This window comes from Citrobacter sp. Cpo147 (assembly GCF_030332405.1).
In the GTDB taxonomy this organism is placed as follows: Bacteria; Pseudomonadota; Gammaproteobacteria; order Enterobacterales; family Enterobacteriaceae; genus Citrobacter; species Citrobacter portucalensis.
Genome location: NZ_JAOWHX010000030.1, coordinates 1,198,481 through 1,224,995 on the forward strand (window position 1 = coordinate 1,198,481; position 26,515 = coordinate 1,224,995).

A 26,515-nucleotide genomic window follows, 5' to 3' on the forward strand; every position below is an offset into this window, starting at 1 on the left:
CTAGTTGCTTTCCTCTTTTGGACTCAACCTTTTTAAACTGTGGCGACCAGACAGTGAATTTATCTCTGACTAAACGACTGTGGATAGGCTTTGCGCTGATGGCGGCACTGGCTCTCATCAGTACGCTGACAGGCTGGTATAACCTGCGTTTTGTCAGCAAGGTTGAGCAGGCCAATACCCAGGCGCTAATTCCAACCATGGATATGGCGCGCCAGCTCAGCGAAGCCAGCGCCTGGGAACTGTTTTCCGCACAAAATCTGACCACCGCAGACAATGAAAATATGTGGCTGGCTCAGGGGAGAATGTTAACCGCCCAGAGCCTGAAAATAACCACATTACTCAAAACCCTTCGTGAACAGGGCTTTGATACTTCTGCTATTGAACAGCAGGAGAAAGAAATCGCCCGATCGTTAAGCCACCAGGGGGAGATGGTTGGCGAACGCCTGAAATTACGCGCTCAACAGCAACAACTCAGCCAGCAAATTATTGAGGCCACCGCTGACGTTGCCGAAATGGCACGCGGACAGGCCAGTAATGCCGCCACGTCGGCAGGTGCGACACAGGCCAGCATTTACGATTTGATTGAGAGCCATCAGGGGCAGGCCGCTGAACACGCGCTGGACAGGCTCATCGATATCGATCTGGAATATTATAACCAGATGAATGAACTGCGCCTGAGTGCGCTACGCGTGCAGCAAATGGTCATGAACCTGGGGAATAACCAGGCGCAGAATAACCTGGCTGCGCTGGAAAACCAGCTGAATGCCGCCGTCAGAGTACTTCAGCGCCGACAAATACGTATTGAAGATCCCGTGGTGCGCACTCAGGTGGCCAACACCGTCAATACGATTAGCCGTTATGTTGAGCTGCTGTCCCTGTATCGCCAGGATAATGACATCACGACCCAATTGCAGATCTTATCGCAGAATAATATCGAGCAATTTACCCGTTTCAGTAGCGAAGTCAGCCAGTTGGTGGAAACCATCGGCCAGCGTAATCAAAGTGGACTGGCGCATCTCAAACAGACCAGCCAGCGTGGGCAACACTTGCTGCTGCTGTTAGGTGGCGTGTCATTATGTTTGCTGATTCTTATACTTTGGCGTGTGGTTTATCGCTCAGTCACTCGACCACTGGCACAGCAAACCCAGGCGTTACAGCGTCTGCTGGAGGGGGATATTGACTCCCCATTCCCGGAAACCGCAGGCGTTCGTGAACTGGATACTATCGGGCGGTTGATGGATGCCTTTCGCGGCAGCGTTCACGCCCTCAATAGCCATCGCGAACATCTGGCCGCACAGGTTAAAGCTCGCACCGCCGAGCTGCGTTCTATGGTATCTGAACACCGACAGGCCCGTGCAGAAGCTGAAAAAGCTAACCAGGCAAAATCGGCGTTTCTTGCCGCCATGAGCCATGAAATACGCACCCCGCTGTATGGTATCCTCGGCACTGCGCAGTTGCTCTCAGACAATCCCGTCCTGGCACAACATCGGGAAAATCTACGCGCAATCACCGACTCGGGCGAGTCTTTGCTGACCATCCTCAACGATATCCTGGACTATTCCGCCATCGAAGCCGGTGGAAAAAATGTGGCAATAGGCGATGAGCCTTTTGAACCCAAACCCTTGCTGGAAAGTACGATTCAACTCATGAACAGCCGCGTTGCTGGTCGCCCGGTCGTGCTGGTTGCGGATTTTGCCGATGACGTTCCCGCTTCCCTGCGTGGCGATCCGCGCCGCATCCGGCAAATCATTACTAATTTATTAAACAACGCACTACGCTTTACCGATCGGGGACACATCATCCTGCATAGCCGATGTGAGGGCAAAAACTGGTACATCGAGGTTGAAGATACGGGATGTGGAATTGACCCTGCCCGCCAGCACGATATTTTTCAGCCGTTTGTTCAGGTAAGCAGTAAACGAGGTGGAACCGGACTCGGACTAACCATCAGCGCCAGTCTCGCCCAGGCAATGCAGGGAGAGCTGAGCGTCACCAGCACGCCCGGCATCGGGAGCTGTTTCCAACTGCGTCTGCCATTGCGGGCAACCACGATGCCCATCATGAAACCCGCACAACGTTCCATATCGTTACAGGGCTTACGCTTATTGCTTATCGAGGATAATCCTCTTACACAACGTATCAGTACTGAAATGCTCATCCTCAATGGCGCACAGGTTACTGCTGCCAGCAGTGCCGCTGAGGCGCTAAAAATATTGCAGGAAGATACACGCTACGATGCTGCTCTGGTTGATTTCGATCTTCCTGATATCGACGGGATCACGCTGGCACAGCAGTTAGCCCACGACTATCCGGCACTTAGCCTGATCGGCTTTAGCGCGCACGTCATCGACGAAACGCTAAGCCAAAGAACCAGCACCCTGTTCCTTGGCATTATTCAAAAACCAGTCCCCCGGGATGAACTCAGTCGACTTATTACGCATTATCTGCATGGTAGTGCGACTCCCCCGCTTGCATCAGAAAATGACAACAAACGGTTAGATTTTCAGCAGTTGGCTGGAGATATCCAGGTTATGGGATGGCAAAAGGTGCACGAATGGTTAGCGCTCTTTAAGCAACACACTCTTCCTGTATTAGATGAGATTGACGCTGCCCGCGCAGCACATGACGACGAGCGGATAAAACGTCTGACGCATCAGCTAAAAAGCAGCTGCGCCAGCATGGGAATGCGCTCAGCCAGCACGATGTGTGCAGCACTTGAACAGCAGCCGTTGGGTGATTTTTCACTCAGAGAGGAGATCCAACAAAGTCTTTATGAGGTAGAACGTTGGCTGGAAAAAGAAAAATTGTCCCGCGCGTAACGGTACGTTGAAGCTGAGCATAGGGACTGATTTTGAATGGTACGCCCTGTAGGATTCGAACCTACGACCTACGGCTTAGAAGGCCGTTGCTCTATCCAACTGAGCTAAGGGCGCATTGCGAAGTGATTACTTCATGCAGATGAAACGCGTGAATTATACGGTCAGCGCCTGCTGAGTCAATGCCTTTTGTTTCAGTTGCTGGCGAAGTGAACGAATGTTGATTTTTTCTGCTTGTTCAAGGGTATCCAGGAAATCGCCTGGTAACAACTCAGCCCACGAAACGCCAGATTTAGGGATACATGTATTTAGAATATTTATGATTTTGCTTAACATTCCCTTACCCCTCCAGCGGTTCAGGAACTCTTTAATGTTAAGTATCGCCATCAAGGAAGAAAACAGTCACTTCGAACATGGACTAAAAATTATCATCTCCCATTTGGCAAATCAGTGGCATCAGGAGATTTGCTTTTTGCCCGTCGAGGATATCGATCGCGCTGACATCGCGTTTATTTCCCTGGATGAAGATTGGCTCAGCGCCGATTGCTATCAGATTCCGGTCCATACCCGCCGCCAACACCGGGTTGTCATCTGCAACAGAAACGATAAAGATAAGCTGATGTTCCGGCCCTGCCTGTACATGTTGCCACTGATCTATCGGGAAGATGACGTTGAGGAAATGACTAAAAAATTAGTCCTCATCCTGCAAAAACGTGCGCTGCGCAACAACGTGCCCGCAACTATCTGCCATTACTGCACCACTCGCAACTTTTCTATCGAAGAACGTCAGTTCTTAATGTTTCTCGCCAGCGGCTATACCTTAGCCGAAACGGCTCACCTGCTCTCGGTAAGCGAAATTCAGGCCAAAGCCACTCGTCGCAGCATTATGAAAAAGCTGCATGTGAAAAACGATCAGCAATTCTTAAGATACATCCGGGCGCATCTGAACTTTCTACAAAATTAGGTGGCATCTCTCTGCCTGATTTTTTATTGAGAAAAATCTCATCACCAATTAAGTATCGACACCTACTGTACCTGGCTTCAGGCTGCCAGAATAATCCTGGCTTACTATTTCCGGGGTAACAGAAAGACACACCCGGTAATATTTTATCTAATCCCATAGAGAGGTTGAACTGGATAAAACGACTTTTTGGGCATTGAGTAAGACATCAGAAAACTTCCGGCAGATTATTCTGATGGGATACGCAATTGCCAGTCTGATGATTGCTGAAGCATTGAAACCCAACAGCACAAGGAAACTCGCCTTTACGCTGGAGAAAATTTGGGTCAGGGATGTTTATAGTCGGCAATTTATCCAGACCTGCCGCAACAGAAATGGAATGGAAAAGGATGCACAGCGCAAAACGCCGGGATCGACATCGCCGTATACGAAACACTAACTGTACCTGGCAATATCCTCACTACACATCACAGGTATTTGACCAACTTGAGTATCTGACGCAAAAACTCGAATACACATTACCGAGTGACACTATATCTCAGGCGATTATTACGACAGATTACTATCTGGCCTATGCGCTGGGTCGACATTTATTTTCAGGAGCACGTACCGCGATCTTCCAGACCATTGAATCGGCCAAAGTCAGCCTGCGAGAGTCGGTAATTAGTCAGTTAGTGGTTGATATGGAAGGTTTAACAATCTCTTATTTTGATGTTCTGGAGTATCTGCGCCAGCTAATTAAACCGCGGAATAACATCCAAATCTTCATATTGCTTTCCCGCCACGATGAAGACCTAATCCCTTTTATTTCTCTGTCCGGTCCATTTTATATCTTGTCACGTAGCCTGCGCCTCCCGGAGATGCGCCGCGCTTTCTTGTCGCCAGTCCTTAACTATATTCACTCCAGGCACATAAACCAGCTCGATTGGGAGATGGTGGAATTACTTTTACAAGGTAACTCCTTAAAAGAGATTGCTTTGTTACAAGCTCGCCCCTACCACCGTATCATCTATCGCCTGAACCAGCTGATTGCGCGTCTGGGCTTAGCAAACCGGCAGCATTTTTTGCACCTGATACATCGCCTCAGCGTTACCTCTGCTCATTTAATTTAACACCCTAACCCTATGTGCTATAAGATTTTTTAGGAAATTACTTATTTTTATATGAGATAAAAGATCTAAATTTCACAACTATTTAATATTTACAACTATTCCTGGTATTATGCTAACTTCCACCACCCCAGTAAACCATACTGATTCTGTACATATCCGCACAAATATCGTCATTCCCACCTTAACAAATCCTAAACAATTAGTTTATTGTATTGTTTTTACCATTTAAAAATTTTTTTCAGTCTGCCATAATTCAAACAGCAGTAAAATAATGCCAATAGTCATTAACACATCTGGATCTTTTAGAACATCCTAACTGACATTAACAACCTGAATGTTGTAAGCCTTTTCCGAAAGAACAGAGCAGGTATAATCCCCATAGTTTTCTGATTAATTGTTAGTTTTCCCAGTGTGAAATGGATTTTCCACAAATTCATTGTTCTGTAGAAGAGCAACCGAATAAACAAGGATGAAATAATATTTATTCGACTCTCCCTCAGAACAACCCTTGGCTATTTGACAATATTATAACGCCTGATGTTTTATAAAATTATCAAGATACGCATACAGTTTGAGGCATACAACAATGAAACCAGCATCCGTTATCATTATGGACGAACACCCTATTGTCAGAATGTCGATAGAAGTACTACTTGAAAAAAACAGTAATATCCAGGTTGTGTTGAAGACCGATGACAGCCGTACGGCAATAGAGCACCTGCGCACTTACCCTGTCGATCTTGTCATTCTGGATATTGAACTACCTGGTTCAGATGGATTTACATTACTCAAGAGAATAAAGTCTCTGCAGGAGAATACTCGGGTGCTGTTTCTCTCCTCCAAATCGGAGTCCTTTTATGCCGGGCGTGCTATCCGGGCCGGTGCAAATGGTTTTGTCAGTAAACGAAAGGATTTGAATGATATCTACAATGCGGTAAAAATGATTTTATCGGGATATTCTTTTTTCCCTTCAGACACCCTAAACTTCATTAACAATATAAATATGAAAAAAGGTGTATTGAATGACATGCCTCTCTCTAATCGCGAAGTTACGGTTTTGCGTTATCTGGCAAATGGCCTCTCTAATAAGGAAATTGCTGAGCAGCTGTTACTCAGCAATAAAACGATTAGTGCTCACAAAGCTAACATCTACGCCAAACTCGGCTTACATACTATAGTTGAGCTGATCGATTACGCAAAAATGCATGAATTAATGTAATAGCACTCCCGGCGAGACTTCGTTCGGGAGCATTTTATCCGCGCATTGATTAGTTATAGTTAATCATAAATGTGGCATCGGCCCTGGCGAGGCCTGGCTGAACCCCGTCTGCTAACGCGATATAGTTGGCGAAAAAGGTCAGCGTGGCATTGCCGTTCTCATCAATCCCCACGGTTTGGCTGGCCTGCTCGAGCGGTAATCGCGTACGGTCGCTGTCATGCAGTTCGATCGCCACCTTTTGCGCCATCACTGCGTCATCAAGCGCCAACAACGTCGTACCGGGGGCCGGAGTACCAGAAAACGTTATTGACGCGGATCCCGGCGGGCAGCCTTCCAGCTTCAGCGTAAACGCGACTGGTTGGGTAGTATCCCCGCTGGTCTGTAACTGCTTTGTTGGCCAGGTGCCCAATTCAACCGACTTATTGCTGTCACTGGCAATCACCGCACAGGTAAAGTCCACCACGTTTCCGCGCAGTTCAATATTGATTTCGCCCAGCGATGAGGCCGCATGGCACAACGAGCTGAATATCAGTATGGGCAGCATCACCAAAAGCGCCCATGAAGTTGGCGTTTGCTTGTTAGTCATAATCTACTCGCAGATAGCCACGGGCAGTAAAAGGCCCTTCGGTAGGTTTATTCCCTGTCACGCTGACCGGCCATGTCCGAATACTCACGTTTGCCACGGCGTTATCATCCAGTTGAAATGGGATCGTGCTGGACAGATTATTGGGCGTCAGCGGTCTACCGGTTTTGTCGGCGACAATGAACCCTAAGTCAGGATTGTCCGATACCATCATTTGCCCGGAGGCTTTCTCGGCCTCTACCCGCATGGTTAAGTAGGCTTGTGCAGCGACGTTGGTGCATTTTATCGCCACCGTTTTGGTCTGCGGATTAATGCCTTCGGGACGGTTTCCTGCCCCCGCCTTGCTGAACAACGATGCGCCAATATCGCCAAAATCAAACTCGACAATCTGCCCTGCGTTCACCTCACAGTTTTGTGGAACCTCCACCTTACCGCTGTAGCTGATGGTATAAACCGGCGTGCTTAGCGCATCTCCAGTACTGGTCGTGACATAGACTCTGAACATGGTCTGGCGCGGGATCGGCACCATGTTAATAAACGAGCGAATCACTTTGAGTTTAAACACCAGCTTTGAATCCATTACGCCAAAAGGCTGCTGCTTAGGTACGTTGGGATGAGTTCCCATACGGATATAATTACGCGGGGGATAAAACAACCCAGCAGAGCTATCGGTGATGCTCATAGCCCCCAGCAGGTAGTCATTGAGTTTCAGGTACTGAAAACCATTTTCTGTACTTTGCACAGGGAGTTCCGTAACGTAGCTTCGATAGGTGTAATTCACCGTCGTCCCGGCCGGACAGGTAGCATTAACGCCAATCCAGCCCGATTTTTCCGGTAACGTCACCACCTGTCCCGGCCGGTTATTGCTGCTGTTAAAGACGTTCGACAGATCGTAAAAAACATCCGTTGGTGTGCCATTCGAGTTTTGGCAGACTGTCGCCCATGACGAATGGGCCATCAGCAGTAAAGCGCATCCCAGTAACAAACCCGTTTGTCGTTTCATCGTATTATTCCTGTCGTGCTGTTGGAGATTCGCACGTCACGTTCGTGAGCGTCACCGCCTGTTTCAGACTCTCCTCAGGCAAGGCATAGTGCGCCACGCAGCGAGCGTTAGCGCTTTCCCCCCATTGGATCAGTAATTCACCTTTTAGCGGCAAGCCGCTCAGGTAGATTTGCCCGTCTTCGCCCACCATACTGGTCACGCCGCTGGTGTTTTCACGCACAACGGAGCCAAATGGCACAGGTTTACCTGCATATTTCGCGGTTATCAGCGCCCGCACACCGATACGTGTATCAAACGCCGCTCGCACTAATGCCCCTTGCGTTGGCACGACGCTGCTAACGTTATTTTCCACATCGGTATTGTTGTTCATTGAATTGGTATCTAATGCGACGCGGTTATAGCGATAAACGGTGGCATACGGCATCACCGCGTATCCACGCCAGTCGGTTTGCACGCCGGTCTGGTTTTCTACTCGTACGCCCTGCGCGCCAGGCGCTTTAACCAGCACGTTGGTGTCCCCCAGCGGCTGACTGAGCGTAATACCGTCCGCATGCCCCACCACGCCGCCGGAGAGCTGCCAGTTGTAGTCATGCTGATCGCGATCGTAGTTGTATCCCACGCCCAGCGTGCCATAGGCCGCCTGCCAGTTGGCGCTGGCGTTTCCGCTGTAGCCGTTGGTGCTGCTGTGCCCCTGATTCACGCTGTAGCTCAGGTTGCGCCCATCCAGTAACGTCCCGCCGATCCCGCTCTGCCAGCTGTTTTGTCCGTTGCTGTTGCGGTTGGCATTAAAGGTGGCGTAGGTGCGATCGAGCGCGTTATCACGCGAGTAGCGCCGTCCGCTTAGCAGGCTGAACGGCACTGACATATTGAATGCCAGAATACGGTCGGTGTCGGAGATGCCTACCGATTCATTCCACGACCAGGAGAGTGAATAGCTAATCCCCTGCCAGCCGCTGGCATAGCCCACCTGATACCAGGTATTGGTGTCTGAGGTATTCCAGTACGTTTGCTGACTCCCCGAAACATACAGCGAGCCGTAGTCTCCCAGGTTCTGCGAAATGTTAATCTGAAAGCGGCCCTTTTTGCTGTAACTCAGATTGTGATAGCTCTTCACATCGGGCACGTCGTGGCGATTACCTTCGCTGTCGTATTCATACTCATAGCCTTCCATGCTGCGATACGCGACGTCATCAAGGGTATAGAAGCCGCGCGTTGAGTAGCGATATCCCAACAGCTGGAAGTTTGTGCCAAAGTTGTTCAGCGATTTTGCATACAGAAAACGCAAAGACTGCCCCTGATGCGTACTGTCATCCGCCAGCTGACTGCGCGCATGGGTTAAATCCACAGAAACCGCCCCCCAGTCCCCCAGGTTTCGGCCAGTGCCTAAAACTACCGCGGTGTAACGTGAGGCCAGCTGCGTACCGCCATAAGCGGTGTAGCCTTCTGGTAACCCGGCAATTAATGTTCCCTGGAAAAAGAACGGTGAAGATTGCTGGCTATTGCCGCTGCGAAAATCCCCGGCAACCACGTCGTATTTGAAACGCCCTTCTCGTTGTAACAAGGGAACCGTGGAGTACGGCACCGTATAGTGCTGCTGGCTGCCGTCCTTTTCGTCCACTGTCACCTCAAGGTCACCGCTGGATGACGTCGGGTTGAGATCGGTTATCGAAAAAGCGCCCGGTGAAACATAGCTTTGATAAATCACATAGCCATTCTGACGAATGGTCAGTTTCGCTGCGGTACGCGCAATGCCGCGAACGGTAGGCGCGTAGCCCTGTAAGCTGTCGGGATACATACTGTCTGAGGAATAGAGCCGCGCCCCGCGAAACCCGACGCTGTCAAAAACGTCGTTGCCGGTGTTGCTGTCGCCCATCACCAGTTCACCCTTCAGCGGGATAATCGCGCGCTGAAGCCATGTACCGATATTTTTCCAGCTTTGTGAGTGGTATCCGTCACCTTTGGAATAGCTCCATGCGCCGTTATTTCTCAAGCGCCAGGGGCCATAGTTCAGGCCACTGAGCATACTTAAGAAGTAGCTGTCAGTGTCACTGCCGCGGCTGCCGGTAAAGCTGTAGTTGACCAGCGCAGCCGGGATCCCTTCATCCCACTCTTCCGGCGGAATATAGCCACGCGCGCTGTTTAACATTGACGCCTGAGGCAGGCTGACGTTTAAGCGCAGGGTAGAAAAATCAAATGCAATCTCGCTGCCTGGAATCGCCTCAGGTAGATTGATACAGGTATCGTTCGCATCCTTACTGAGTGCCGGAAATGCGGTGATATTGACACCAAGGCGCTTCACCCAGTCGAGTCCAAAACATGGCATCAGCCCACCGGACTTCTCCCCGGCTTTTCCCGCGCTGGTCGTAAAACGTATATCCTGAGTGGCAACAAACTCATCGTTGCGCCAGATATCCACACGATAAACACCTTCAGGCTGATGATTGCCTTTTTCAAAACGTGATAAATCCGCCACGGTTGCCGTATCCGCAGATAAAAAGGCCGGATTAAAATAGCTTTCCCCATGGCTTAAAGAGGGAAAGAGCGCCGCCATCGTGGACAACGCCACCCCCGCCAGCGGTGGCGTAACCCCCGGTAACAGGCCAGGAAAATACGTTGTCTTATTCATCGTTATCTCAACGCACGCTAACCGTTTGGGCCGGGGTCACGGCGCCATAATCATTGACCGTCTGGAACGTGACGTTGCCCTGAACGCCCGTTGGTAGCAGGACCTGCACATCACTTTTCGGCGCGACCATCACGTTATCAACCTTCGTTTTCCCCACGTTGAGATTGACCAAGGTGACGTAATACGCTGAAGGATTGTTGATTTTCAGGTGGTTGCCGGTACGGGAGAATTTCAGCATCCCGGGCGCATCTTCCGGAATTTGCTGCAGATTATTCGGACGTACAAAAAGCTTGATGCGGGACAGAATCGCCAGTTGCAGAACGTTTTTACCCTCGAGGCTGTTTTTATTGACTGACGGAATGGCTTTCACGTTCATCCAGAACAGCGACTCACGATCTTTAGGCAGCGGAACACCTGCATAGATGATACGCAGCGTGTTTTCGCTTTTGGGCTCGCTGACAAACAACGGAGGCGTAACTACGAACGATTTTTCTTTAACGCCTGCGCTATTCTCGATCCATGAATTGACCAGGTAACGTTCTTTGGTATCACTATTGCTAATAGACAGGGACGTTTGTTTGGCATCGGCTGGATAAATAACGCGAGTAGCGCCTAATGCAATACCGCCTGCAGCCTGAACACTGGCAGCAGAAAATAAGGCCAGTAAAAGGATAAAACCTGATTTTAGATAATTAAACATAGCTACAAATACCTTTGATGCGATTATCGTTGGAAAATAAATCAGGGATAAACCAACGTAAACCACACGTCTGAACGAAGCGCTCCCGGCGTTATATTTTCCGAGACAGCCCGATAGCGGGCAGTGAAATGAAACGTCATCTCTTGCGTTATAATCGGCGCATAATGAAGCGGCAGCGCATTCGGAATAATTTGCCGTTGGCGCTCATCAAATAACGCCAGACCGATCCCTGAAGCCGCAGACGCATCGCCACTGGCAAGAAAAACCTGCGGATCTTCCGCTGGCGTCACACCTGCAAACGCAATCCCAACATGGTCATAAACATCGGAGCTGCATGACGTTAAGCGCAGTGAAAACGGCACGCTGGTAGAGGCAAAGCTTCCCGTCCCGGAGAAAGCATTGGTGCGATACTGCCCCATTTGCACCCGCAAATTTTGGCTGTCGGTAGCGACCGTACAGGCACCATTGACGAGCTGCCCTCGTAAGTGAAGGCGGCCACTTTCCAGTATTACCGTATGTGCAAACACAGGCAGTACGCACAGCATTCCCGCCAGCGCCACGCCTTTCCCTATCATCTGCCGCATCCTTCATCATCCCCGGAAATTGCCTCATCCAGTGAGGCGAACGTCATCCTTGCGCAAATCAGAACGGCTTATTCGTACTTCATGATGAACGTCGCGTCGGCATTTGCCTGACCCGGCGTAGCGCTGGTGGCTGTGGCTTTGTAACGCGCAGAGAAACGCAGGGTGTTGGTCCCTTCTACCAGCGCCTGAGCGGTAGAGAAGGTGGCTCCATCCGGCTTCAGCGCGGTGGACGTATTGTCCAGAATTTCAATCCCGACACCGCTGGCAGTGGTACCGTTGTCTGCAGAAGTGACGGCCAGCAGGTTGTTGTTGGTGATGTCGGATTGACCAGAGAAAGCCACGGCTGCGGTTGCGGCAACTTTCGGATCACAGTCGTTCAGCACGATTGAGAACGGAATTTGCGCCGTTGTATCGCCAACTGCGGTAAAACTGGCGGTACGATACTGGCCTAAGGTGACAACCTGATCGGATGACTGAGTACTGACTGCACAGGCTGCATTGACCAGTTCACCTTCAAAATGCACAGTACCGCCGCTAACGCTTACCGGATCGGCTGCAACCGCTGCACCTGCAACTAACATCAGGCTGGCAATAACAGAAGAGGTCATTAATTTACGTTTCATGGATTTCCCTTGAATTACACACATCCGGCTCCGGCGTCCTGCGGGATCCGTTTGAATCATTATCGACATTAAATGTCAGGCTAATTATCTCTGCATCCTGTAAAGATATATATCGCAAGAGAATTAGCTAACCTTTTACCCCAACTCTCCTGAGTATTTGATTCACTAATTAATCTTCGCGAATATGACTATTCGTCACAGGGTTAAATTAAACATTTCAATTAATGAAAAATACCTGCAAATCCTTTTATTGACCCTGGCCAATTCTTATTGGGACCTAAGAAAAATCTGGGTGAATATTACTTAAATCCTTCCATAAAGGTACGTAACAGACTGGTTTATGGCGCATTACCCCTGAAAACACCAGGGTGATGAATTGTTTCATTCACGTTAATTTTAATTCGCATGCTCATTAATTATCCGGGGGACTTCAGCCTCTGAACTGACCCCGTACGCGGACCGCGGTGATCCCTATCGCACGTAAAAACGCAAACGAAAACTGACAGCACGCCCCGCTTCTGACAAAATAGTGGCATCCCCTTCGGTTTAACGTAACAGACGGAATTCTCTCTCTGATGGCAGCAAAGATTATTGACGGTAAAACGATTGCGCAGCAGGTGCGCTCTGAGGTTGCTCAAAAAGTTCAGGCGCGTTTAGCGGCTGGATTACGCGCCCCAGGCCTGGCTGTTGTGCTGGTAGGTAGCAACCCGGCTTCGCAGATTTATGTTGCGAGTAAACGCAAAGCCTGTGACGAAGTGGGGTTTGTCTCCCGCTCCTATGACCTGCCTGAAACCACCAGCGAGGCGGAGCTTCTTGAGCTGATCGATACGCTCAATGCAGATACCACCATCGACGGTATCCTGGTACAGCTGCCGTTGCCGGCGGGTATCGACAACGTGAAAGTGCTGGAACGTATTGCACCAGATAAAGACGTTGACGGTTTCCACCCGTATAACGTCGGTCGTCTGTGCCAGCGCGCGCCGCGCCTGCGCCCATGTACTCCGCGCGGTATTGTTACCCTGCTTGAGCGTTACAACATCGATACCTACGGTCTGAATGCCGTGGTCATTGGCGCCTCGAATATTGTCGGTCGCCCAATGAGTATGGAGCTACTGCTGGCTGGCTGCACCACCACCGTCACCCACCGATTCACCAAAGATCTGCGCCGCCACGTAGAAAATGCTGACCTGCTGATTGTTGCCGTCGGTAAACCGGGCTTTATTCCTGGTGAGTGGATCAAAGAAGGTGCGATTGTGATTGATGTCGGCATCAACCGTCTGGAGAATGGTAAGGTTGTTGGCGATGTGGTCTTTGACGATGCGGCCGCACGAGCGTCATATATCACGCCGGTCCCCGGCGGCGTAGGCCCAATGACGGTCGCCACACTTATCGAAAACACGCTGCAGGCGTGTGTTGAATATCATGATGTAAAGGACGTTTAAGATGGCCACATTTTCACTGGGTAAACACCCACACGTTGAACTCTGCGATTTGCTGAAGCTGGAAGGCTGGAGCGAAAGCGGCGCCCAGGCAAAAATTGCTATTGGCGAAGGGTTAGTGAAGGTCGATGGCGTTGTTGAAACGCGTAAACGCTGCAAAATCGTTGCCGGACAGACAGTCAGCTTTGAAGGCCACAGCATTAACGTCGTGGCGTGACCCTAAGTGCCGGATGAGGTTAACACCGTATCCGGCCACTTCCCCCTCTCGTTTTCAGATAATGACTTCATCCCCGCTTCACAGTGAACTGTTAGCATGTTGTTTTTCAACACGAAGCGATCATCATGCCCACTATCGTTACTCACGCGGCCGTTCCGCTCTGTTTAGGCTTAGGTCTCGGACTTAAAGTCATCCCCCCACGATTACTGTTTGCTGGCGTCGTTCTGGCCATGCTGCCAGATGCCGACGTGTTGTCATTTAAGTTCGGCGTCGCCTACGGCAATGTGTTTGGCCACCGGGGATTTACCCACTCACTGCTGTTCGCCTTCGTGGTACCGCTGCTCTGCGTCATGATTGGCCGACGATGGTTTAAGGCGGGATTGATTCGCTGCTGGCTATTCCTGACAGTTTCACTGCTGTCCCACAGTCTGCTGGATTCTGTCACCACCGGCGGCAAAGGCGTCGGCTGGCTGTGGCCGTGGTCGGATGAACGCTTCTTCGCGCCATGGCAGGTGATTAAAGTCGCCCCGTTTGCGTTATCACGCTACGCCACGCCGTACGGGCACCAGGTGATCATGTCGGAGTTGATGTGGGTATGGCTGCCGGGAATCGTAATGATGGGTGTGCTGTGGTGGTATCGGAAACATTAATCTGCCGGATGCGACGCGATGCGTCTTATCCGGCCTACACGGCCCGGTAAGCGTAAGCGCCACCGGGCATTACAGAGTTACTTACGACGCCAGGTGGTACCCTGCGGGCCGTCTTCCAGCACGATGCCCATCTCGTTGAGACGGTCACGCGCGGCGTCAGCTGCCGCCCAGTCTTTCGCCTTACGTGCATCCAGACGCTGTTGGATTAACGCTTCAATTTCAGCAACTTCACCATCATCCGCCTGAGCACCGCTTTGCAGGAATGCCTCTGGATCCTGTTCCAGCAGGCCCAGTACGCTGGAAAGCTTACGCAGATGCGCAGCCATGCCGTTAGCCGCCGCCATATCTTCACCCTTCAGACGGTTAACCTCACGCGCCATATCAAACAGCACGGAGTAGGCTTCCGGGGTGTTGAAGTCATCGTCCATCGCTTCAATAAAGCGCGCTTCAAAGGCTTCGCCACCGGCTGGCGCAACGGATTTGTCGGTGCCACGCAGCGCGGTATACAGACGCTCCAGCGCAGAACGCGCCTGCTTGAGGTTCTCTTCGCTGTAGTTTAACTGACTACGGTAATGACCGGACATCAGGAAGTAACGGATGGTTTCGGCATCGTAGTATTTCAGCACATCGCGAACGGTAAAGAAGTTGCCCAGCGATTTGGACATTTTCTCGCGGTCAACCATCACCATCCCTGAGTGCATCCAGTAATTAACGTACTCACCGTCATGTGCACAGGTGGACTGAGCGATTTCGTTTTCATGGTGCGGGAACATCAGGTCCGAACCGCCGCCGTGAATATCGAAATGGTTGCCCAACTGTTTGCAGTTCATCGCCGAACATTCGATGTGCCAGCCCGGACGGCCCGCTCCCCACGGAGACGGCCAGCTCGGCTCGCCTTCTTTGGACATTTTCCACAGCACGAAGTCCATCGGGTTGCGCTTCACATCAACCACGTCAACGCGTGCGCCTGCCTGCAGCTGATCCAGATCCTGGCGCGACAGCTGGCCGTAGTTCGGGTCAGTCGGCACGTCGAACATCACGTCGCCGTTATCAGCAACGTAAGCGTGACCTTTGGCAATCAGCTGTTCAGTGATTTCGATAATTTCAGCAATATGGTGCGTAGCACGCGGCTCCAGATCCGGGCGCAGAATATTCAGCGCATCGAAATCGCTGTGCATTTCCGCGATCATTCTGTCGACCAACGCCACAAAGCTTTCGCCGTTTTCATTCGCGCGCTTGATGATTTTGTCATCGATATCGGTAATGTTGCGCACATACTTCAGCTTATAGCCGAGGAAGCGCAGATAACGCGCAACGACGTCGAAAGAAACGAAGGTACGTCCGTGGCCAATATGACAGAGATCGTAAACGGTAATACCACACACGTACATGCCGACTTCCCCGGCATGAATAGGTTTGAATTCCTCTTTTTGGCGCGTCAGTGTATTAAAGATTTTTAACATCGAAGATTCCGTGTAGACGTGTGTGGATAGTAAAGTCTGTATAATACCCATAATTTAGACCGGAAGCAGCACACTTTGCGAGGTGATCGCAGCTTGCGGTTATGCTATAACACACCCCTAACTCTGACCCTTGACGGGGTCGAAGCACCAATCTATCGGAACAGGATGCAAAAATGGTTACTTTCCACACTAATCACGGCGATATCGTAATCAAAACGTTTGATGATAAAGCGCCTGAAACAGTTAAAAACTTCCTGGACTACTGCCGCGAAGGTTTTTACAACAACACCATTTTCCACCGTGTTATTAACGGTTTCATGATCCAGGGCGGCGGTTTCGAGCCAGGCATGAAGCAAAAAGCCACGAAAGAAGCGATCAAAAACGAAGCGAACAACGGTCTGAAAAACACCCGTGGTACGCTGGCGATGGCGCGTACTCAGGCTCCGCACTCCGCAACCGCACAGTTCTTCATCAACGTTGCAGACAACGACTTCCTGAACTTCTCCGGCGAAAGCATGCAGGGTTGGGGTTACTGCGTGTTCGCTGAAGTTGTTGAAGGCATGGACGTGGTTGATAAAATCAAAGGCGTTTCCACTGGTCGCAGCGGTATGCATCAGGATGTGCCAAAAGAAGACGTTATCATCGAAAACGTGACCGTCAGCGAGTAATCGTGGCGACACTGTTTATTGCAGATCTTCACCTCTGCACAGAAGAACCGGCGATTACCGCCGGTTTTCTGCGTTTTTTAGCCGGTGATGCGCGAAAGGCCGATGCGCTATACATTCTTGGCGACCTGTTTGAAGCCTGGATTGGCGACGACGATCCTAATCCGCTGCATCGTGAAATGGCCGCGGCGATAAAATCACTGACTGATTCCGGCGTTCCCTGCTTTTTTATTCACGGCAACCGTGATTTTCTGCTCGGTAAACGTTTTGCCCGTGCGAGCGGCATGACCTTGCTTCCCGAAGAAAAAGTGCTCGACCTGTATGGCCGCAAGGTGCTGATCATGCATGGCGACACCTTATGCACCGACGACGCAGGCTATCAGGCATTTCGCGCCAAAGTGCATCAACCCTGGTTACAGAAGCTGTTCCTCGCTCTGCCGCTGTTCGTTCGCCAGCGAATCGCTGCGAAAATGCGTGCCAACAGCAAAGCAGCCAACGACACCAAATCGCTGGAAATCATGGATGTGAATCAGCAGGCCGTGATTAGCGAGATGGAAAAACATCAGGTTCAGTGGTTAATTCACGGCCATACCCACCGCCCTGCCGTCCACGAGCTTACGGCCAATGAGCAACCCGCTTTCCGCGTGGTTTTAGGCGCATGGCACACCGAAGGTTCGATGATCAAAGTCACCCCTGACGACGTTGAACTGATCGCATTTCCGTTTTAATTCTGCAGATACCCAGTTCCTCTTTACACAAAACTATTCGAGTTGCATCGAGGCGGCAAATCTGTGAGTCCCCTGAAGCTTACAAAAGTAAGTGACTGGGGTGAGCAGATGTAGCCAACAAAGAGGCCGCTTGAAGAGTGAAGTGCAAAGTGCGCAATCGTTTTCCTTGGCGGTGAATTATGCTATTCTCTGTGGCCTCAAAAGTCGAGTGTAGTGCACCACAGGAGTTTTCAGACGCATGTCTTCCCGCAATAATCCGGCGCGTGTCGCCATCGTGATGGGGTCCAAAAGCGACTGGGCTACCATGCAGTTCGCCGCCGAAATCTTCGAAATCCTGGACGTTCCGCATCATGTTGAAGTCGTCTCCGCCCACCGCACCCCAGACAAACTGTTTAGCTTCGCCGAAAGCGCTGAAGAGAACGGTTATCAGGTGATTATTGCCGGGGCCGGTGGCGCAGCGCATTTGCCTGGCATGATTGCGGCGAAAACGCTGGTGCCTGTCCTCGGTGTTCCGGTGCAAAGCGCAGCGCTGAGCGGCGTAGATAGCCTCTACTCTATCGTTCAAATGCCGCGCGGTATTCCGGTCGGCACGCTGGCGATCGGCAAAGCGGGTGCGGCAAATGCGGCCCTGCTGGCAGCACAAATTCTGGCAACACACGACAAAGCCTTACACCAGCGTCTGAACGACTGGCGCAAAGCGCAAACCGATGAGGTGCTGGAGAACCCGGACCCGCGAGGTGTCGCATGAAGCAGGTCTGCGTACTTGGCAACGGACAGCTAGGGCGCATGCTGCGCCAGGCCGGTGAGCCACTGGGCATAGCCGTCTGGCCCGTCGGGCTGGACGCTGAACCGGCTGCGGTCCCTTTTCAGCAAAGCGTGATCACCGCTGAGATTGAGCGCTGGCCGGAAACGGCACTCACCCGCGAACTGGCACGCCACCCGGCGTTTGTTAACCGCGACGTCTTCCCGATTATTGCCGACCGTCTGACGCAAAAGCAGCTTTTTGACAAACTCGGTCTGGCGACCGCGCCGTGGCAACTGCTGGCAGATAAAAGCGAATGGTCTGCTGTATTCGACAAACTTGGCGAGCTGGCGATCGTGAAACGTCGCGTCGGCGGCTACGACGGACGTGGACAGTGGCGCTTGCGCGCAAATGAAACCGAGCAACTGCCGGACGACTGCTACGGCGAGTGCATCGTCGAGCGGGGAATCAACTTCTCCGGTGAAGTCTCACTGGTTGGCGCTCGTGCGCACGACGGCAGCACCGTTTTCTATCCGCTGACCCATAACCTGCATCAGGATGGCATTCTGCGCACCAGCGTGGTGTTCCCGCAGGCTAACGCCAGACAGCAGGAACAGGCTGAAGCAATGCTCTCTGCCATCATGCAGGAGCTGGGCTATGTCGGCGTGATGGCGATGGAGTGTTTCATCACCCCGGAAGGTCTGCTGATTAACGAACTGGCTCCGCGCGTGCACAACAGTGGCCACTGGACGCAAAACGGCGCCAGCATCAGCCAGTTTGAATTGCATCTACGTGCCATTACCAACCTGCCATTACCGACGCCGGTGGTGAACCACCCTTCGGTGATGGTAAACCTGATTGGTAGCGACCTGAACTACGACTGGCTGAAGCTGCCGCTGGTGCATCTGCACTGGTATGACAAAGAGGTGCGTGAAGGGCGTAAGGTGGGTCATCTGAACCTGAGCGACAGCGATACCGCGCGCCTTAGCGCAACGCTGGAAGCGCTTATCCCCCTGCTGCCGCCGGAATATGCCAGCGGTATTATCTGGGCGCAGTCAAAACTGAAATAAGAAGACATGGGGCGTGCATACACACGCCCCTTTTTTTACAGACGGATACAGGTTCCGGCTTTGCCTGCCAGCGTATCTTCAATGCGTGACAGCGCGCCAATCCATGCTGGTTTTCCCCGTCGTTTCACGTATCCGCTTACGGCTGTGACCTTAGGCCCCATCGAACCATCAGCTTTAGCAAACGGCGCCAGTTCATCAGGAGAGGCCTGACGGATCGCGCGTTGCTCCGGCGTCCCCCAGTTTTCATAGACCGCATCGGCATCGGTCAGAATGACCAGACCATCGGCATCGATCTGTTCAGCCAGCAGCGCCGCCGACAGGTCCTTATCAATGACCGCTTCAGACCCTAATCCTTCGCCAGTCACGGGCACGCCACCGCCCCCGCTACAAATCACCACATGCCCTTCTTTGAGTAAGAGCTTAATAGCATCGCTTTCTATGATCTGGCGAGGTTCTGGCGAAGCGACAACGCGCCGCAGGTATTTGCCGTCACGCTTCATATGCCAGCCGTAAGTCGCTTCCAGTTGCGTTTGTTCTTCGGGCGAATACACCGGGCCGATAAATTTTTCCGGTGCCATAAATGCAGGATCGTCCTCGGATACCACAATCCGCGTTAACACCGTGGTCACCGGCGGCATTTCCGGTTCTGCGGTCAGGCTCTGCGCCAACATATAACCGATCATGCCCTGCGTCTCGGCCACCAGCACATCTAATGGATAAGGCTCGACCTCCTTCCAGGCAAGGTTCTGTAACGACAGCAGGCCAACCTGCGGTCCGTTACCATGTACGATTGCCAGGCGATACGAACGCGCCAGACGCGCCAGGGCGGGTACGGCGCTGGCAATATTACGATATTGATTTTCTGCCGTTAGCGCCTCGCCGCGCTGCAATAATGCGTTGCCACCAAGAGCAACAACCAGCGTTTTCATTCCCTATCCTTCTATGATTTGTTGTCCAAGCCAGAACCCCAACAAGGTGTCTGCGCCGGAGGTATGCCCAAGCGCAAGCAGCGAATTTATCGCCGCATCCAGCCTTTCCTGGCGATGCAGAGCATGGGTGAAGTGGAGTAAAGGTGAAGCGAAGTACCCTAGCGCCGCGTAGCGCAAGTAGCTCACGCTAACCACGGTCGTCGCTTGTTCAAGGTTGCCGGAATAATCAAAGAAACGGTGACCGGAGTCCTTATTCAGCGCACCAAAATACCAGGCGGCCAACAGCATGCCAGTCAACGTGTCATCATGGCTGGGCGTTAAACCTGGTCCCTTGCCCAACCACTGCCGCCAGTCTGTCGACAAACCGGCAAGTGCCGAGAAGAAGCAGTGGCGGAACTGACGCAGCTCGGGGCACAAAGGCAGGCTTGTGGCCAGCATTAACGGTCCGAATAATCCCGTTTCCTCGCCGCGCTCCATCCAGCCAGGAGCAAGGCGCGCGGCATGAGGGCGATAGGTTATTTGCAATGAACAGCAGCGCTGAGGTTGACGTAAAAGATACTGTCCCAACACAATCCCCTCGGGGACAGCCAGAGGGGTTTCACTACCACTTAACGATGTACGCAGCGCATCAAAGTCATGTGCGCGGATCACCCATCCTCCTGGGCTAAAGCCGCTTCCCTGGCGGTGCAGCGTTAACAGTGCGCCCCCTTCGGCTACAAGGTTAATCGAGCGTCGCCAGACACCAGACAATTGCCATGACTGGCGAAAATCCGCAGACTGCTGGCTGCCCATCAGAGGATGGATGATCATCATGCGCACCTCAGTTAGCTAATGCCCATGCTTTCAGCCAGCGCTTCCAGTGCCAGCTCAAAGCAAGCGAGCGGCGCACGGACTGTACCTGCACCGATCTGGCCAATACCGGCCTCTTTATGGGCAATACCAGTATTGATCAGCGGTGTGATCCCCGTTTCGACCACGCGACGGATATCGAGTCCCAGACAGGCCCCCTGGAAATCCCAGCCGGGGATCTGTAGCTGCATATTGCGCTCCAGATAGATTTCCGCCATCTCTTCGGAGACGGATTTTGCGGCTTCCATTCCTCCGGCACCGACAAAACGCGTTACGCCAGGCGCGGCAATCATCGCCGCACCGCCAATACCAAAGGTTTCAGTGATGGCGCTATCACCCATATCCGGGTTAGCCTGTTCCTGCGAAAAACCGGTAAAGAACAGTCCCTGCGGCGTGTTAACAGGTGCGGTAAACCAGCGATCGCCAAGTCCGCTCACGCGAATACCGAACATGTCGCCATTACGGGTCATTGCCGTCACAATACTGCCAGAACGCACCTGCGCCCCGGCGTCCATTGCCGCTTTGCAGTAAGCCATCGCCAGGTTGAGGAAGAACTGGTCGGTTACACTCAGGAAATCCATCACCTCAGCAATCTGCTGCTTATCATGTTCCAGACGGGCAATTTGTGGTGCCAGCGTACGCATCAACAGAGCTGAAGAGGCAATATTGCGCTGATGGAACTCATCGCCCATCGTAATGCCCTGTGCCATCATGGCGGTCAGGTCAATACCCTGCTCCAGTGTGCCCAGCGCTGCGCTTAAGACCGGCATCAGAACATCACGCATCCAACGTAAACGCTGCTGGACATCCTCACCGTACGCGCCAAAGCGCATCACTTTGCCGATGCCTTCGTTGAGATTGCAGTAAGCCCTGTTCCCTTCGGTGATATTTTCCACCACCAGCATCGGCATGCTGGCAGAGGTAATTCCACCCATTGGCCCCACGGCATTAACATGATGGCAAGGTACAAAGTTGACTTTCCCCTGCTCCAGTAATGCCAGCGCACTTATCTCATCATCAGCCCACCCTTCAAACAGGCATGCACCAATGCAGGCCCCTTTCATCGGGCCGGTCATCTCTTGCCAACGCATTGGCGGTCCTGCATGAAGCAGTGTTTTCCCCTCATTGAGTTCGCTGATTAACGAGGACGCGGGTTGCACATCCAGCCAGTGTGGACGCGCACGACGAATTTGTTCGATTACTGCAGCATTGGCTTGCGCCACTGATGTAAACATTGGAACCCCTTATTGCAAACGTTCTAATAAACGAGCCAGTTTTTTATTACCGCCAGCGACAGGCGCCCACTGGTAATGCACCACAGGTTTTTCTGCCGCCTGTAAATCCAGTGCAAAACTGCGTAACCCGGCATTAATGACCGCCACTTTTTCCAGTAGCGCAGGTGCGGATTGATGAGATAACGGTTGAACTGGTCGAATCAGTTCAGCGGCAAGTAGTGTTGCCTCAGGCAGTGAATTCACCACGGCGATACCGGCATCTTCCAGCGTGGCAATTTGCAGTGAACGGCACTGCGGATCGCGCTCGGTGCCGGTGACCGTCGCAATGGCAAACAGCGGTTGATCGCTATCTCGAGCAGCACACGCTTTCTGCCAGGCCTGAGCCAGTGATGCAGCCGGGTCGGCTGTCGCACCGTAGCCAATCACAACATCCACCAGCAGCACCCTAACCTGCGGCTGCGAACCCAGATCCGTAATAAGCTGATTACGTAATGCGGGATCGATCATCGGATGCGGACGCCCGACAGTGTAAAAATCATCACCCAGATCGATAATCTGATGCCCGGCGGCATCCAGCATCATCCCGTGGTGGTGTTCTGCATCCGCCGGGACATTCAGGTGACCGGCCAGCAGCCCCGCCGCTTCAGCAGCCAGCGTACCTCCGGTATACAGCACCCTGATTACGCCATCTCCTGTAGCGAAAAGCGCACTGCGTCGCGCAGTCACTCGCGCCAGTAAACAGGCAAGACGGGCTGCATCATCCAGCGTCGCTGCAAACCAGACGTTCTCGTCTCTGGCAACCGCAGAGACATAACCTAAAAACAGGGCGACAACAGGTTTGCCCGTGGCTTTCATCGCCGTAACCATACGCTGGCGAACAGCCTCCGCTGGTGGTTTAGAGACAAATGCCAACACCTGGCTTTTATCATCTGCACCGAGCATTTCCAGTGCGGTAAGTGCGCTAATTCCGCCCACCTCGGCACTTAGGTCTCGTCCCCCCAGACCAATGGCGTGAGTAATACCTTCACCAGCCAGTGCTATCTGTGAACAGAGCTCCTGAATCCCTGTACCGGATGCACCTATCACACCGATGTTGCCTTCCGGCATCACGTTGGCAAAAGCCAGCGGCGTACCGGCGATCATGGCGGTTCCGCAGTCCGGTCCCATCACCAGCAGACCTTTATCTTGTGCGCGACGCTTCAGTTTAATTTCATCTTCCAGCGTGACGTTGTCGGAGAACATCATGACGTTCAGGTTGCGATCCAGTGCCTGGTTCGCCAGTTCCGCCGCATATTCGCCAGCAACAGAAATTAATGTCATATTCGCTTCAGGCAGTTTCTGACACGCGCTTTCCCAGCGTCTGACCTGCAGGAGCGCTTGACTCCCCCCGGTGGCCTGCGCCAACTGCTGCAACGACTCATCCAGTTGCTGCAAAATAGCCTGCGTAATACTTTCATCAGCCGTTTCAGTACGAATAGCCACGCAAATATCATTCGGCGTTGCCTGATTAAAATCGTCATGCCAAAACCCGGTCGTTTCCAGCAACGATTTATTCGCCGGCGTACCCATCATGACCGATACATCGTCTACATTTTCGGACTCACTCAGCTTGCGTGAAATAATCATTAAACTGACAGAGTCCTGAAAACACCCTTTTTTAATAAAGGCGTAAATCATAACAACCCCTTAATAATTGCACCCATGGCAATTGCACGAGTAGTGTTAATGTGGAACTCAAGGTATATATCCGGCATCACAAATAGAGTGACTGATATCACATACAATTTATTAGCAAAAGAATTTTAATAACCACCAGAGGATTACATGTTATTTTCTAACGGCATTATTTATTTAAAAAGAAATGGCAAATCAGCGCTGATTATCAAATAAATTCTAACTATATTTTTTTGTGTGTCTGGATCACATAATCTGTTTATATTCCCGGTATGTTAACGACAGTCATGCTTCACACCGTCGTTAAAAAGGAAGACAGATGAAAATCAGTCGGGAAACACTCCACCAGCTTATCGAGAATAAGCTTTGCAAGGCCGGACTAAAACGTGAGCACGCAGCAACGGTTGCCGAGGTATTGGTTTATGCCGATGCCAGAGGCATTCACTCTCATGGTGCCGTACGCGTTGAATACTATGCCGAGCGCATTTCAAAAGGCGGCACCAACCGCGAACCCACATTTCGTTTTGAAGATACCGGTCCCTGTACAGCGATTTTGCACGCCGATAATGCCGCCGGGCAAGTCGCAGCAAAGATGGGCATGGAGCATGCAATTGAAATTGCTAAAAAAAATGGTGTCGCCGTTGTCGGAATTAGCCGAATGGGACACAGCGGAGCCATTTCTTACTTTGTGCAGCAAGCTGCCCGGGCAGGCCTGATTGGCCTCTCCATTTGCCAGTCCGACCCGATGGTTGTACCTTTCGGCGGCGCTGATATTTACTACGGAACCAACCCATTAGCCTTCGCGGCACCTGGAGAAGGTGACGATGTCATAACCTTTGATATGGCCACAACGGTGCAAGCCTGGGGTAAAGTTCTCGATGCCCGCTCGCGTAACGAACCGATTCCCGATACCTGGGCTGTCGATAAAAATGGTGCACCTACCACCGACCCTTTTGCAGTCAATGCGTTATTACCCGCAGCTGGGCCAAAAGGCTATGGTCTGATGATGATGATCGATGTGCTATCTGGCATTCTGCTGGGATTACCATTTGGTCGTCAGGTCAGTTCCATGTATGAAGATTTGCATGCGGGGCGTAATTTAGGCCAACTGCATATAGTGATTAATCCCGATTTTTTCTCCTCCAGCCAATTATTCCGTCAGCATCTCAGCCAAACCATGCAAGAGTTAAATGCCGTTACGCCTGCACCTGGTTTTAAACAAGTTTATTACCCTGGACAAGATCAAGATATTAATCAACGTAATGTCGCGGTCCATGGCGTCGACATTGTTGACGATATTTATCAATACCTGATTTCCGATGCTTTCTATATCAAGTCATACGAAACAAAGAATCCCTTTGCACAATAATTATTGAAACAGGAATTTCATATGATCAACCATTTTCGTCACGCAATAGAAGAAACCCTTCCCTGGCTCTCTTCCTTTGGCGCAGATCCTACTGGTGGGATGACGCGCTTGCTGTATTCGCCAGAATGGCTTGAAACACAACAGCAATTCAAAAAGCGTATGGATGCCAGTGGCCTGGAAACGCGCTTCGATGAAGTGGGCAATTTGTACGGTCGCCTGCGCGGAAGCGCATCACCGGAACAGGTAATTTTGAGCGGATCGCATATTGATACCGTCGTCAACGGCGGCAATCTTGACGGCCAGTTTGGCGCACTGGCGGCGTGGCTAGCGATTGACTGGCTTAAGACCACCTACGGCGCGCCGCTGAAAACGGTCGAAGTAGTTTCTATGGCAGAAGAAGAAGGCAGTCGATTCCCATATGTATTCTGGGGCAGTAAGAACATCTTTGGGCTGGCAAATCCCGATGACGTTCGCAACATCCAGGATGCCAAAGGCACACGTTTTGTTGATGCGATGAACGCCTGCGGCTTTACCCTTCCTGCTAAGCCGCTTCACGCTCGCAGTGACATCAACGCCTTTGTTGAATTACACATCGAGCAAGGGTGCGTGCTTGAAAGCAATGGTCAGTCCATCGGTGTCGTCAGCGCGATTGTCGGGCAGCGCCGCTATACGGTAACGCTGAACGGCGAATCCAACCATGCGGGGACAACGCCGCTGAGCTACCGTCGCGACACCGTTTACGCCTTCAGCCGTATCTGTAGCCAGTCGATTGAGAAAGCCAAAAAACATGGCGATCCTCTGGTACTAACCTTTGGCAAAGTTGAGCCGCAGCCAAACACCGTCAACGTGGTGCCAGGAAAAACGACTTTCACGATCGATTGCCGTCATACCGACGCCGAAGTGCTGCGTGATTTTACTCAGCAACTGGAAAATGACATGCGCGCCATCTGTGATGAAATGGACATTGGCATTGATATCGATTTGTGGATGGACGAAACGCCGGTCCCGATGGACACAAAACTGGTCGCCACCCTCACCGAACTGTGTGAAAAGGAACAGCTGAACTACAGGGTGATGCACAGTGGTGCGGGCCACGATGCGCAGATTTTCGCTCCCCGTGTGCCGACCTGCATGATTTTCATGCCCAGCATTAACGGTATCAGCCACAACCCCGCTGAACGCACAAATATTAACGACCTTGCCGAAGGGGTCAAAACTCTGGCATTAATGCTTCATCAACTTGCCTGGCAGAAATAAG

The 26,515-nt window shown here is 51.8% G+C and carries 25 protein-coding genes and 1 tRNA gene; 13 read left to right on the plus strand and 13 right to left on the minus strand.

The window, feature by feature from the left end; translation table 11 throughout:
• Positions 1-53: 53 nt before the first annotated feature.
• Complete coding sequence (gene torS / locus OGY06_RS08325; RefSeq protein ID WP_286605078.1) at positions 54-2,819, plus strand: TMAO reductase system sensor histidine kinase/response regulator TorS; 2,766 nt, start codon at positions 54-56, stop codon at positions 2,817-2,819.
• A gap of 37 nt (positions 2,820-2,856) precedes the next feature.
• Here torS and OGY06_RS08330 read toward each other — a convergent pair.
• Positions 2,857-2,933: transfer RNA gene (locus tag OGY06_RS08330), tRNA-Arg, on the minus strand.
• Positions 2,934-2,972: 39 nt separating this feature from the next.
• On the minus strand, positions 2,973-3,152 hold the full coding sequence (locus OGY06_RS08335) for a hypothetical protein (protein WP_003831122.1): 180 nt from the start codon (positions 3,150-3,152) through the stop codon (positions 2,973-2,975).
• 34 nt (positions 3,153-3,186) lie between these two features.
• Here OGY06_RS08335 and fimW point away from each other — a divergent pair, with 34 nt between their 5' ends.
• The 3 genes from fimW to fimZ all read left to right on the plus strand — a co-directional run bounded on the left by fimW (position 3,187) and on the right by fimZ (position 6,108).
• Positions 3,187-3,780, plus strand: a complete 594-nt coding sequence (gene fimW / locus OGY06_RS08340; RefSeq protein WP_008784010.1) for a fimbria biosynthesis transcriptional regulator FimW — start codon at positions 3,187-3,189, stop codon at positions 3,778-3,780.
• A gap of 386 nt (positions 3,781-4,166) precedes the next feature.
• Positions 4,167-4,889: a fimbria biosynthesis regulator FimY gene (gene fimY, locus OGY06_RS08345; RefSeq protein ID WP_063941355.1), complete on the plus strand. Its 723-nt coding sequence runs from the start codon at positions 4,167-4,169 to the stop codon at positions 4,887-4,889.
• 586 nt (positions 4,890-5,475) lie between these two features.
• Positions 5,476-6,108, plus strand: a complete 633-nt coding sequence (gene fimZ, locus OGY06_RS08350; RefSeq protein ID WP_003831119.1) for a fimbria biosynthesis transcriptional regulator FimZ — start codon at positions 5,476-5,478, stop codon at positions 6,106-6,108.
• Positions 6,109-6,157: 49 nt separating this feature from the next.
• On the opposite strand, the gene sfmF is transcribed toward fimZ, so the two are convergent.
• The 6 genes from sfmF to fimA form a co-directional block, all read right to left on the minus strand.
• Complete coding sequence (gene sfmF / locus OGY06_RS08355) at positions 6,158-6,652, minus strand: fimbria assembly protein (RefSeq protein ID WP_174785122.1); 495 nt, start codon at positions 6,650-6,652, stop codon at positions 6,158-6,160.
• 34 nt (positions 6,653-6,686) lie between these two features.
• A complete protein-coding gene (gene fimH / locus OGY06_RS08360) occupies positions 6,687-7,694 on the minus strand; it encodes a type 1 fimbria D-mannose specific adhesin FimH (RefSeq protein WP_003831117.1) in 1,008 nt (335 codons plus the stop codon).
• Positions 7,695-7,698: 4 nt separating this feature from the next.
• Positions 7,699-10,320: a fimbrial biogenesis usher protein gene (locus OGY06_RS08365; RefSeq protein ID WP_286605080.1), complete on the minus strand. Its 2,622-nt coding sequence runs from the start codon at positions 10,318-10,320 to the stop codon at positions 7,699-7,701.
• Positions 10,321-10,327: 7 nt separating this feature from the next.
• A complete protein-coding gene (gene fimC / locus OGY06_RS08370) occupies positions 10,328-11,020 on the minus strand; it encodes a type 1 fimbria chaperone FimC (protein ID WP_063941353.1) in 693 nt (230 codons plus the stop codon).
• A gap of 41 nt (positions 11,021-11,061) precedes the next feature.
• A complete protein-coding gene (gene fimI / locus OGY06_RS08375; protein WP_003831114.1) occupies positions 11,062-11,595 on the minus strand; it encodes a type 1 fimbrial protein subunit FimI in 534 nt (177 codons plus the stop codon).
• A gap of 77 nt (positions 11,596-11,672) precedes the next feature.
• Positions 11,673-12,227 (minus strand): type 1 fimbrial major subunit FimA, encoded by a 555-nt coding sequence (fimA, locus tag OGY06_RS08380; RefSeq protein ID WP_032934356.1) that lies wholly within the window; start codon positions 12,225-12,227, stop codon positions 11,673-11,675.
• 575 nt (positions 12,228-12,802) lie between these two features.
• On the opposite strand from fimA, the gene folD reads away from it, so the two are divergent.
• From folD to OGY06_RS08395, 3 genes are all read left to right on the plus strand, one after another.
• A complete protein-coding gene (gene folD / locus OGY06_RS08385) occupies positions 12,803-13,669 on the plus strand; it encodes a bifunctional methylenetetrahydrofolate dehydrogenase/methenyltetrahydrofolate cyclohydrolase FolD (protein WP_003831112.1) in 867 nt (288 codons plus the stop codon).
• A 1-nt stretch (position 13,670) separates the two neighbouring features.
• On the plus strand, positions 13,671-13,883 hold the full coding sequence (ybcJ, locus tag OGY06_RS08390) for a ribosome-associated protein YbcJ (RefSeq protein WP_003831111.1): 213 nt from the start codon (positions 13,671-13,673) through the stop codon (positions 13,881-13,883).
• Positions 13,884-14,008: 125 nt separating this feature from the next.
• The gene (locus OGY06_RS08395) at positions 14,009-14,533 is read left to right on the plus strand and encodes a metal-dependent hydrolase (protein ID WP_063941352.1); all 525 of its coding nucleotides are present in this window, start codon (positions 14,009-14,011) and stop codon (positions 14,531-14,533) included.
• A gap of 77 nt (positions 14,534-14,610) precedes the next feature.
• Here the strand turns inward: OGY06_RS08395 and cysS are convergent, their stop codons facing one another.
• Positions 14,611-15,996 (minus strand): cysteine--tRNA ligase, encoded by a 1,386-nt coding sequence (gene cysS / locus OGY06_RS08400; RefSeq protein ID WP_003831109.1) that lies wholly within the window; start codon positions 15,994-15,996, stop codon positions 14,611-14,613.
• A 173-nt stretch (positions 15,997-16,169) separates the two neighbouring features.
• On the opposite strand from cysS, the gene ppiB reads away from it, so the two are divergent.
• From ppiB to purK, 4 genes are all read left to right on the plus strand, one after another.
• Positions 16,170-16,664 (plus strand): peptidylprolyl isomerase B, encoded by a 495-nt coding sequence (ppiB, locus tag OGY06_RS08405; RefSeq protein WP_003021875.1) that lies wholly within the window; start codon positions 16,170-16,172, stop codon positions 16,662-16,664.
• A 2-nt stretch (positions 16,665-16,666) separates the two neighbouring features.
• The gene (gene lpxH / locus OGY06_RS08410; protein WP_003831108.1) at positions 16,667-17,389 is read left to right on the plus strand and encodes a UDP-2,3-diacylglucosamine diphosphatase; all 723 of its coding nucleotides are present in this window, start codon (positions 16,667-16,669) and stop codon (positions 17,387-17,389) included.
• A gap of 238 nt (positions 17,390-17,627) precedes the next feature.
• Entirely contained in the window at positions 17,628-18,137 is a 510-nt protein-coding gene (purE, locus tag OGY06_RS08415) for a 5-(carboxyamino)imidazole ribonucleotide mutase (RefSeq protein WP_003831107.1), read from the plus strand.
• Positions 18,134-19,201, plus strand: a complete 1,068-nt coding sequence (purK, locus tag OGY06_RS08420; protein WP_008783999.1) for a 5-(carboxyamino)imidazole ribonucleotide synthase — start codon at positions 18,134-18,136, stop codon at positions 19,199-19,201. The genes purE and purK overlap by 4 nt, the downstream gene beginning before the upstream one ends.
• A gap of 35 nt (positions 19,202-19,236) precedes the next feature.
• Here purK and OGY06_RS08425 read toward each other — a convergent pair whose 3' ends face one another.
• From OGY06_RS08425 to OGY06_RS08440, 4 genes are read right to left on the minus strand one after another with little or no spacing between them, the layout of a single operon-like run.
• Positions 19,237-20,130 carry a carbamate kinase gene (locus OGY06_RS08425; protein WP_063941349.1) on the minus strand — a complete coding sequence of 298 codons (894 nt, stop codon included), beginning with the start codon at positions 20,128-20,130 and terminating at the stop codon, positions 19,237-19,239.
• A 3-nt stretch (positions 20,131-20,133) separates the two neighbouring features.
• Positions 20,134-20,943 carry an oxamate carbamoyltransferase subunit AllH family protein gene (locus OGY06_RS08430; RefSeq protein WP_032934355.1) on the minus strand — a complete coding sequence of 270 codons (810 nt, stop codon included), beginning with the start codon at positions 20,941-20,943 and terminating at the stop codon, positions 20,134-20,136.
• A gap of 11 nt (positions 20,944-20,954) precedes the next feature.
• Positions 20,955-22,214: a YlbE family protein gene (locus OGY06_RS08435; protein ID WP_003831103.1), complete on the minus strand. Its 1,260-nt coding sequence runs from the start codon at positions 22,212-22,214 to the stop codon at positions 20,955-20,957.
• A 9-nt stretch (positions 22,215-22,223) separates the two neighbouring features.
• Positions 22,224-23,891: an acyl-CoA synthetase FdrA gene (locus OGY06_RS08440; protein WP_286605082.1), complete on the minus strand. Its 1,668-nt coding sequence runs from the start codon at positions 23,889-23,891 to the stop codon at positions 22,224-22,226.
• 316 nt (positions 23,892-24,207) lie between these two features.
• Between OGY06_RS08440 and allD the strand changes: the two genes are divergently transcribed.
• Entirely contained in the window at positions 24,208-25,257 is a 1,050-nt protein-coding gene (allD, locus tag OGY06_RS08445; RefSeq protein ID WP_286605084.1) for an ureidoglycolate dehydrogenase, read from the plus strand.
• 21 nt (positions 25,258-25,278) lie between these two features.
• On the plus strand, positions 25,279-26,514 hold the full coding sequence (allC, locus tag OGY06_RS08450) for an allantoate deiminase (protein ID WP_003831100.1): 1,236 nt from the start codon (positions 25,279-25,281) through the stop codon (positions 26,512-26,514).
• The last annotated feature ends 1 nt before the right edge of the window (position 26,515 follow it).

Coding starts and splice junctions, on each gene's coding strand:
- OGY06_RS08335 (WP_003831122.1), bottom strand. CDS start 3,152: ATGTTAAGCAAAATCATAAATATTCTAAATACATGTATCCCTAAATCT.
- fimW (WP_008784010.1), top strand. CDS start 3,187: ATGTTAAGTATCGCCATCAAGGAAGAAAACAGTCACTTCGAACATGGA.
- fimY (WP_063941355.1), top strand. CDS start 4,167: ATGCACAGCGCAAAACGCCGGGATCGACATCGCCGTATACGAAACACT.
- fimZ (WP_003831119.1), top strand. CDS start 5,476: ATGAAACCAGCATCCGTTATCATTATGGACGAACACCCTATTGTCAGA.
- sfmF (WP_174785122.1), bottom strand. CDS start 6,652: ATGCTGCCCATACTGATATTCAGCTCGTTGTGCCATGCGGCCTCATCG.
- fimH (WP_003831117.1), bottom strand. CDS start 7,694: ATGAAACGACAAACGGGTTTGTTACTGGGATGCGCTTTACTGCTGATG.
- OGY06_RS08365 (WP_286605080.1), bottom strand. CDS start 10,320: ATGAATAAGACAACGTATTTTCCTGGCCTGTTACCGGGGGTTACGCCA.
- fimC (WP_063941353.1), bottom strand. CDS start 11,020: ATGTTTAATTATCTAAAATCAGGTTTTATCCTTTTACTGGCCTTATTT.
- fimI (WP_003831114.1), bottom strand. CDS start 11,595: ATGATAGGGAAAGGCGTGGCGCTGGCGGGAATGCTGTGCGTACTGCCT.
- fimA (WP_032934356.1), bottom strand. CDS start 12,227: ATGAAACGTAAATTAATGACCTCTTCTGTTATTGCCAGCCTGATGTTA.
- folD (WP_003831112.1), top strand. CDS start 12,803: ATGGCAGCAAAGATTATTGACGGTAAAACGATTGCGCAGCAGGTGCGC.
- ybcJ (WP_003831111.1), top strand. CDS start 13,671: ATGGCCACATTTTCACTGGGTAAACACCCACACGTTGAACTCTGCGAT.
- OGY06_RS08395 (WP_063941352.1), top strand. CDS start 14,009: ATGCCCACTATCGTTACTCACGCGGCCGTTCCGCTCTGTTTAGGCTTA.
- cysS (WP_003831109.1), bottom strand. CDS start 15,996: ATGTTAAAAATCTTTAATACACTGACGCGCCAAAAAGAGGAATTCAAA.
- ppiB (WP_003021875.1), top strand. CDS start 16,170: ATGGTTACTTTCCACACTAATCACGGCGATATCGTAATCAAAACGTTT.
- purE (WP_003831107.1), top strand. CDS start 17,628: ATGTCTTCCCGCAATAATCCGGCGCGTGTCGCCATCGTGATGGGGTCC.
- purK (WP_008783999.1), top strand. CDS start 18,134: ATGAAGCAGGTCTGCGTACTTGGCAACGGACAGCTAGGGCGCATGCTG.
- OGY06_RS08425 (WP_063941349.1), bottom strand. CDS start 20,130: ATGAAAACGCTGGTTGTTGCTCTTGGTGGCAACGCATTATTGCAGCGC.
- OGY06_RS08430 (WP_032934355.1), bottom strand. CDS start 20,943: ATGATGATCATCCATCCTCTGATGGGCAGCCAGCAGTCTGCGGATTTT.
- OGY06_RS08435 (WP_003831103.1), bottom strand. CDS start 22,214: ATGTTTACATCAGTGGCGCAAGCCAATGCTGCAGTAATCGAACAAATT.
- OGY06_RS08440 (WP_286605082.1), bottom strand. CDS start 23,891: ATGATTTACGCCTTTATTAAAAAAGGGTGTTTTCAGGACTCTGTCAGT.
- allD (WP_286605084.1), top strand. CDS start 24,208: ATGAAAATCAGTCGGGAAACACTCCACCAGCTTATCGAGAATAAGCTT.
- allC (WP_003831100.1), top strand. CDS start 25,279: ATGATCAACCATTTTCGTCACGCAATAGAAGAAACCCTTCCCTGGCTC.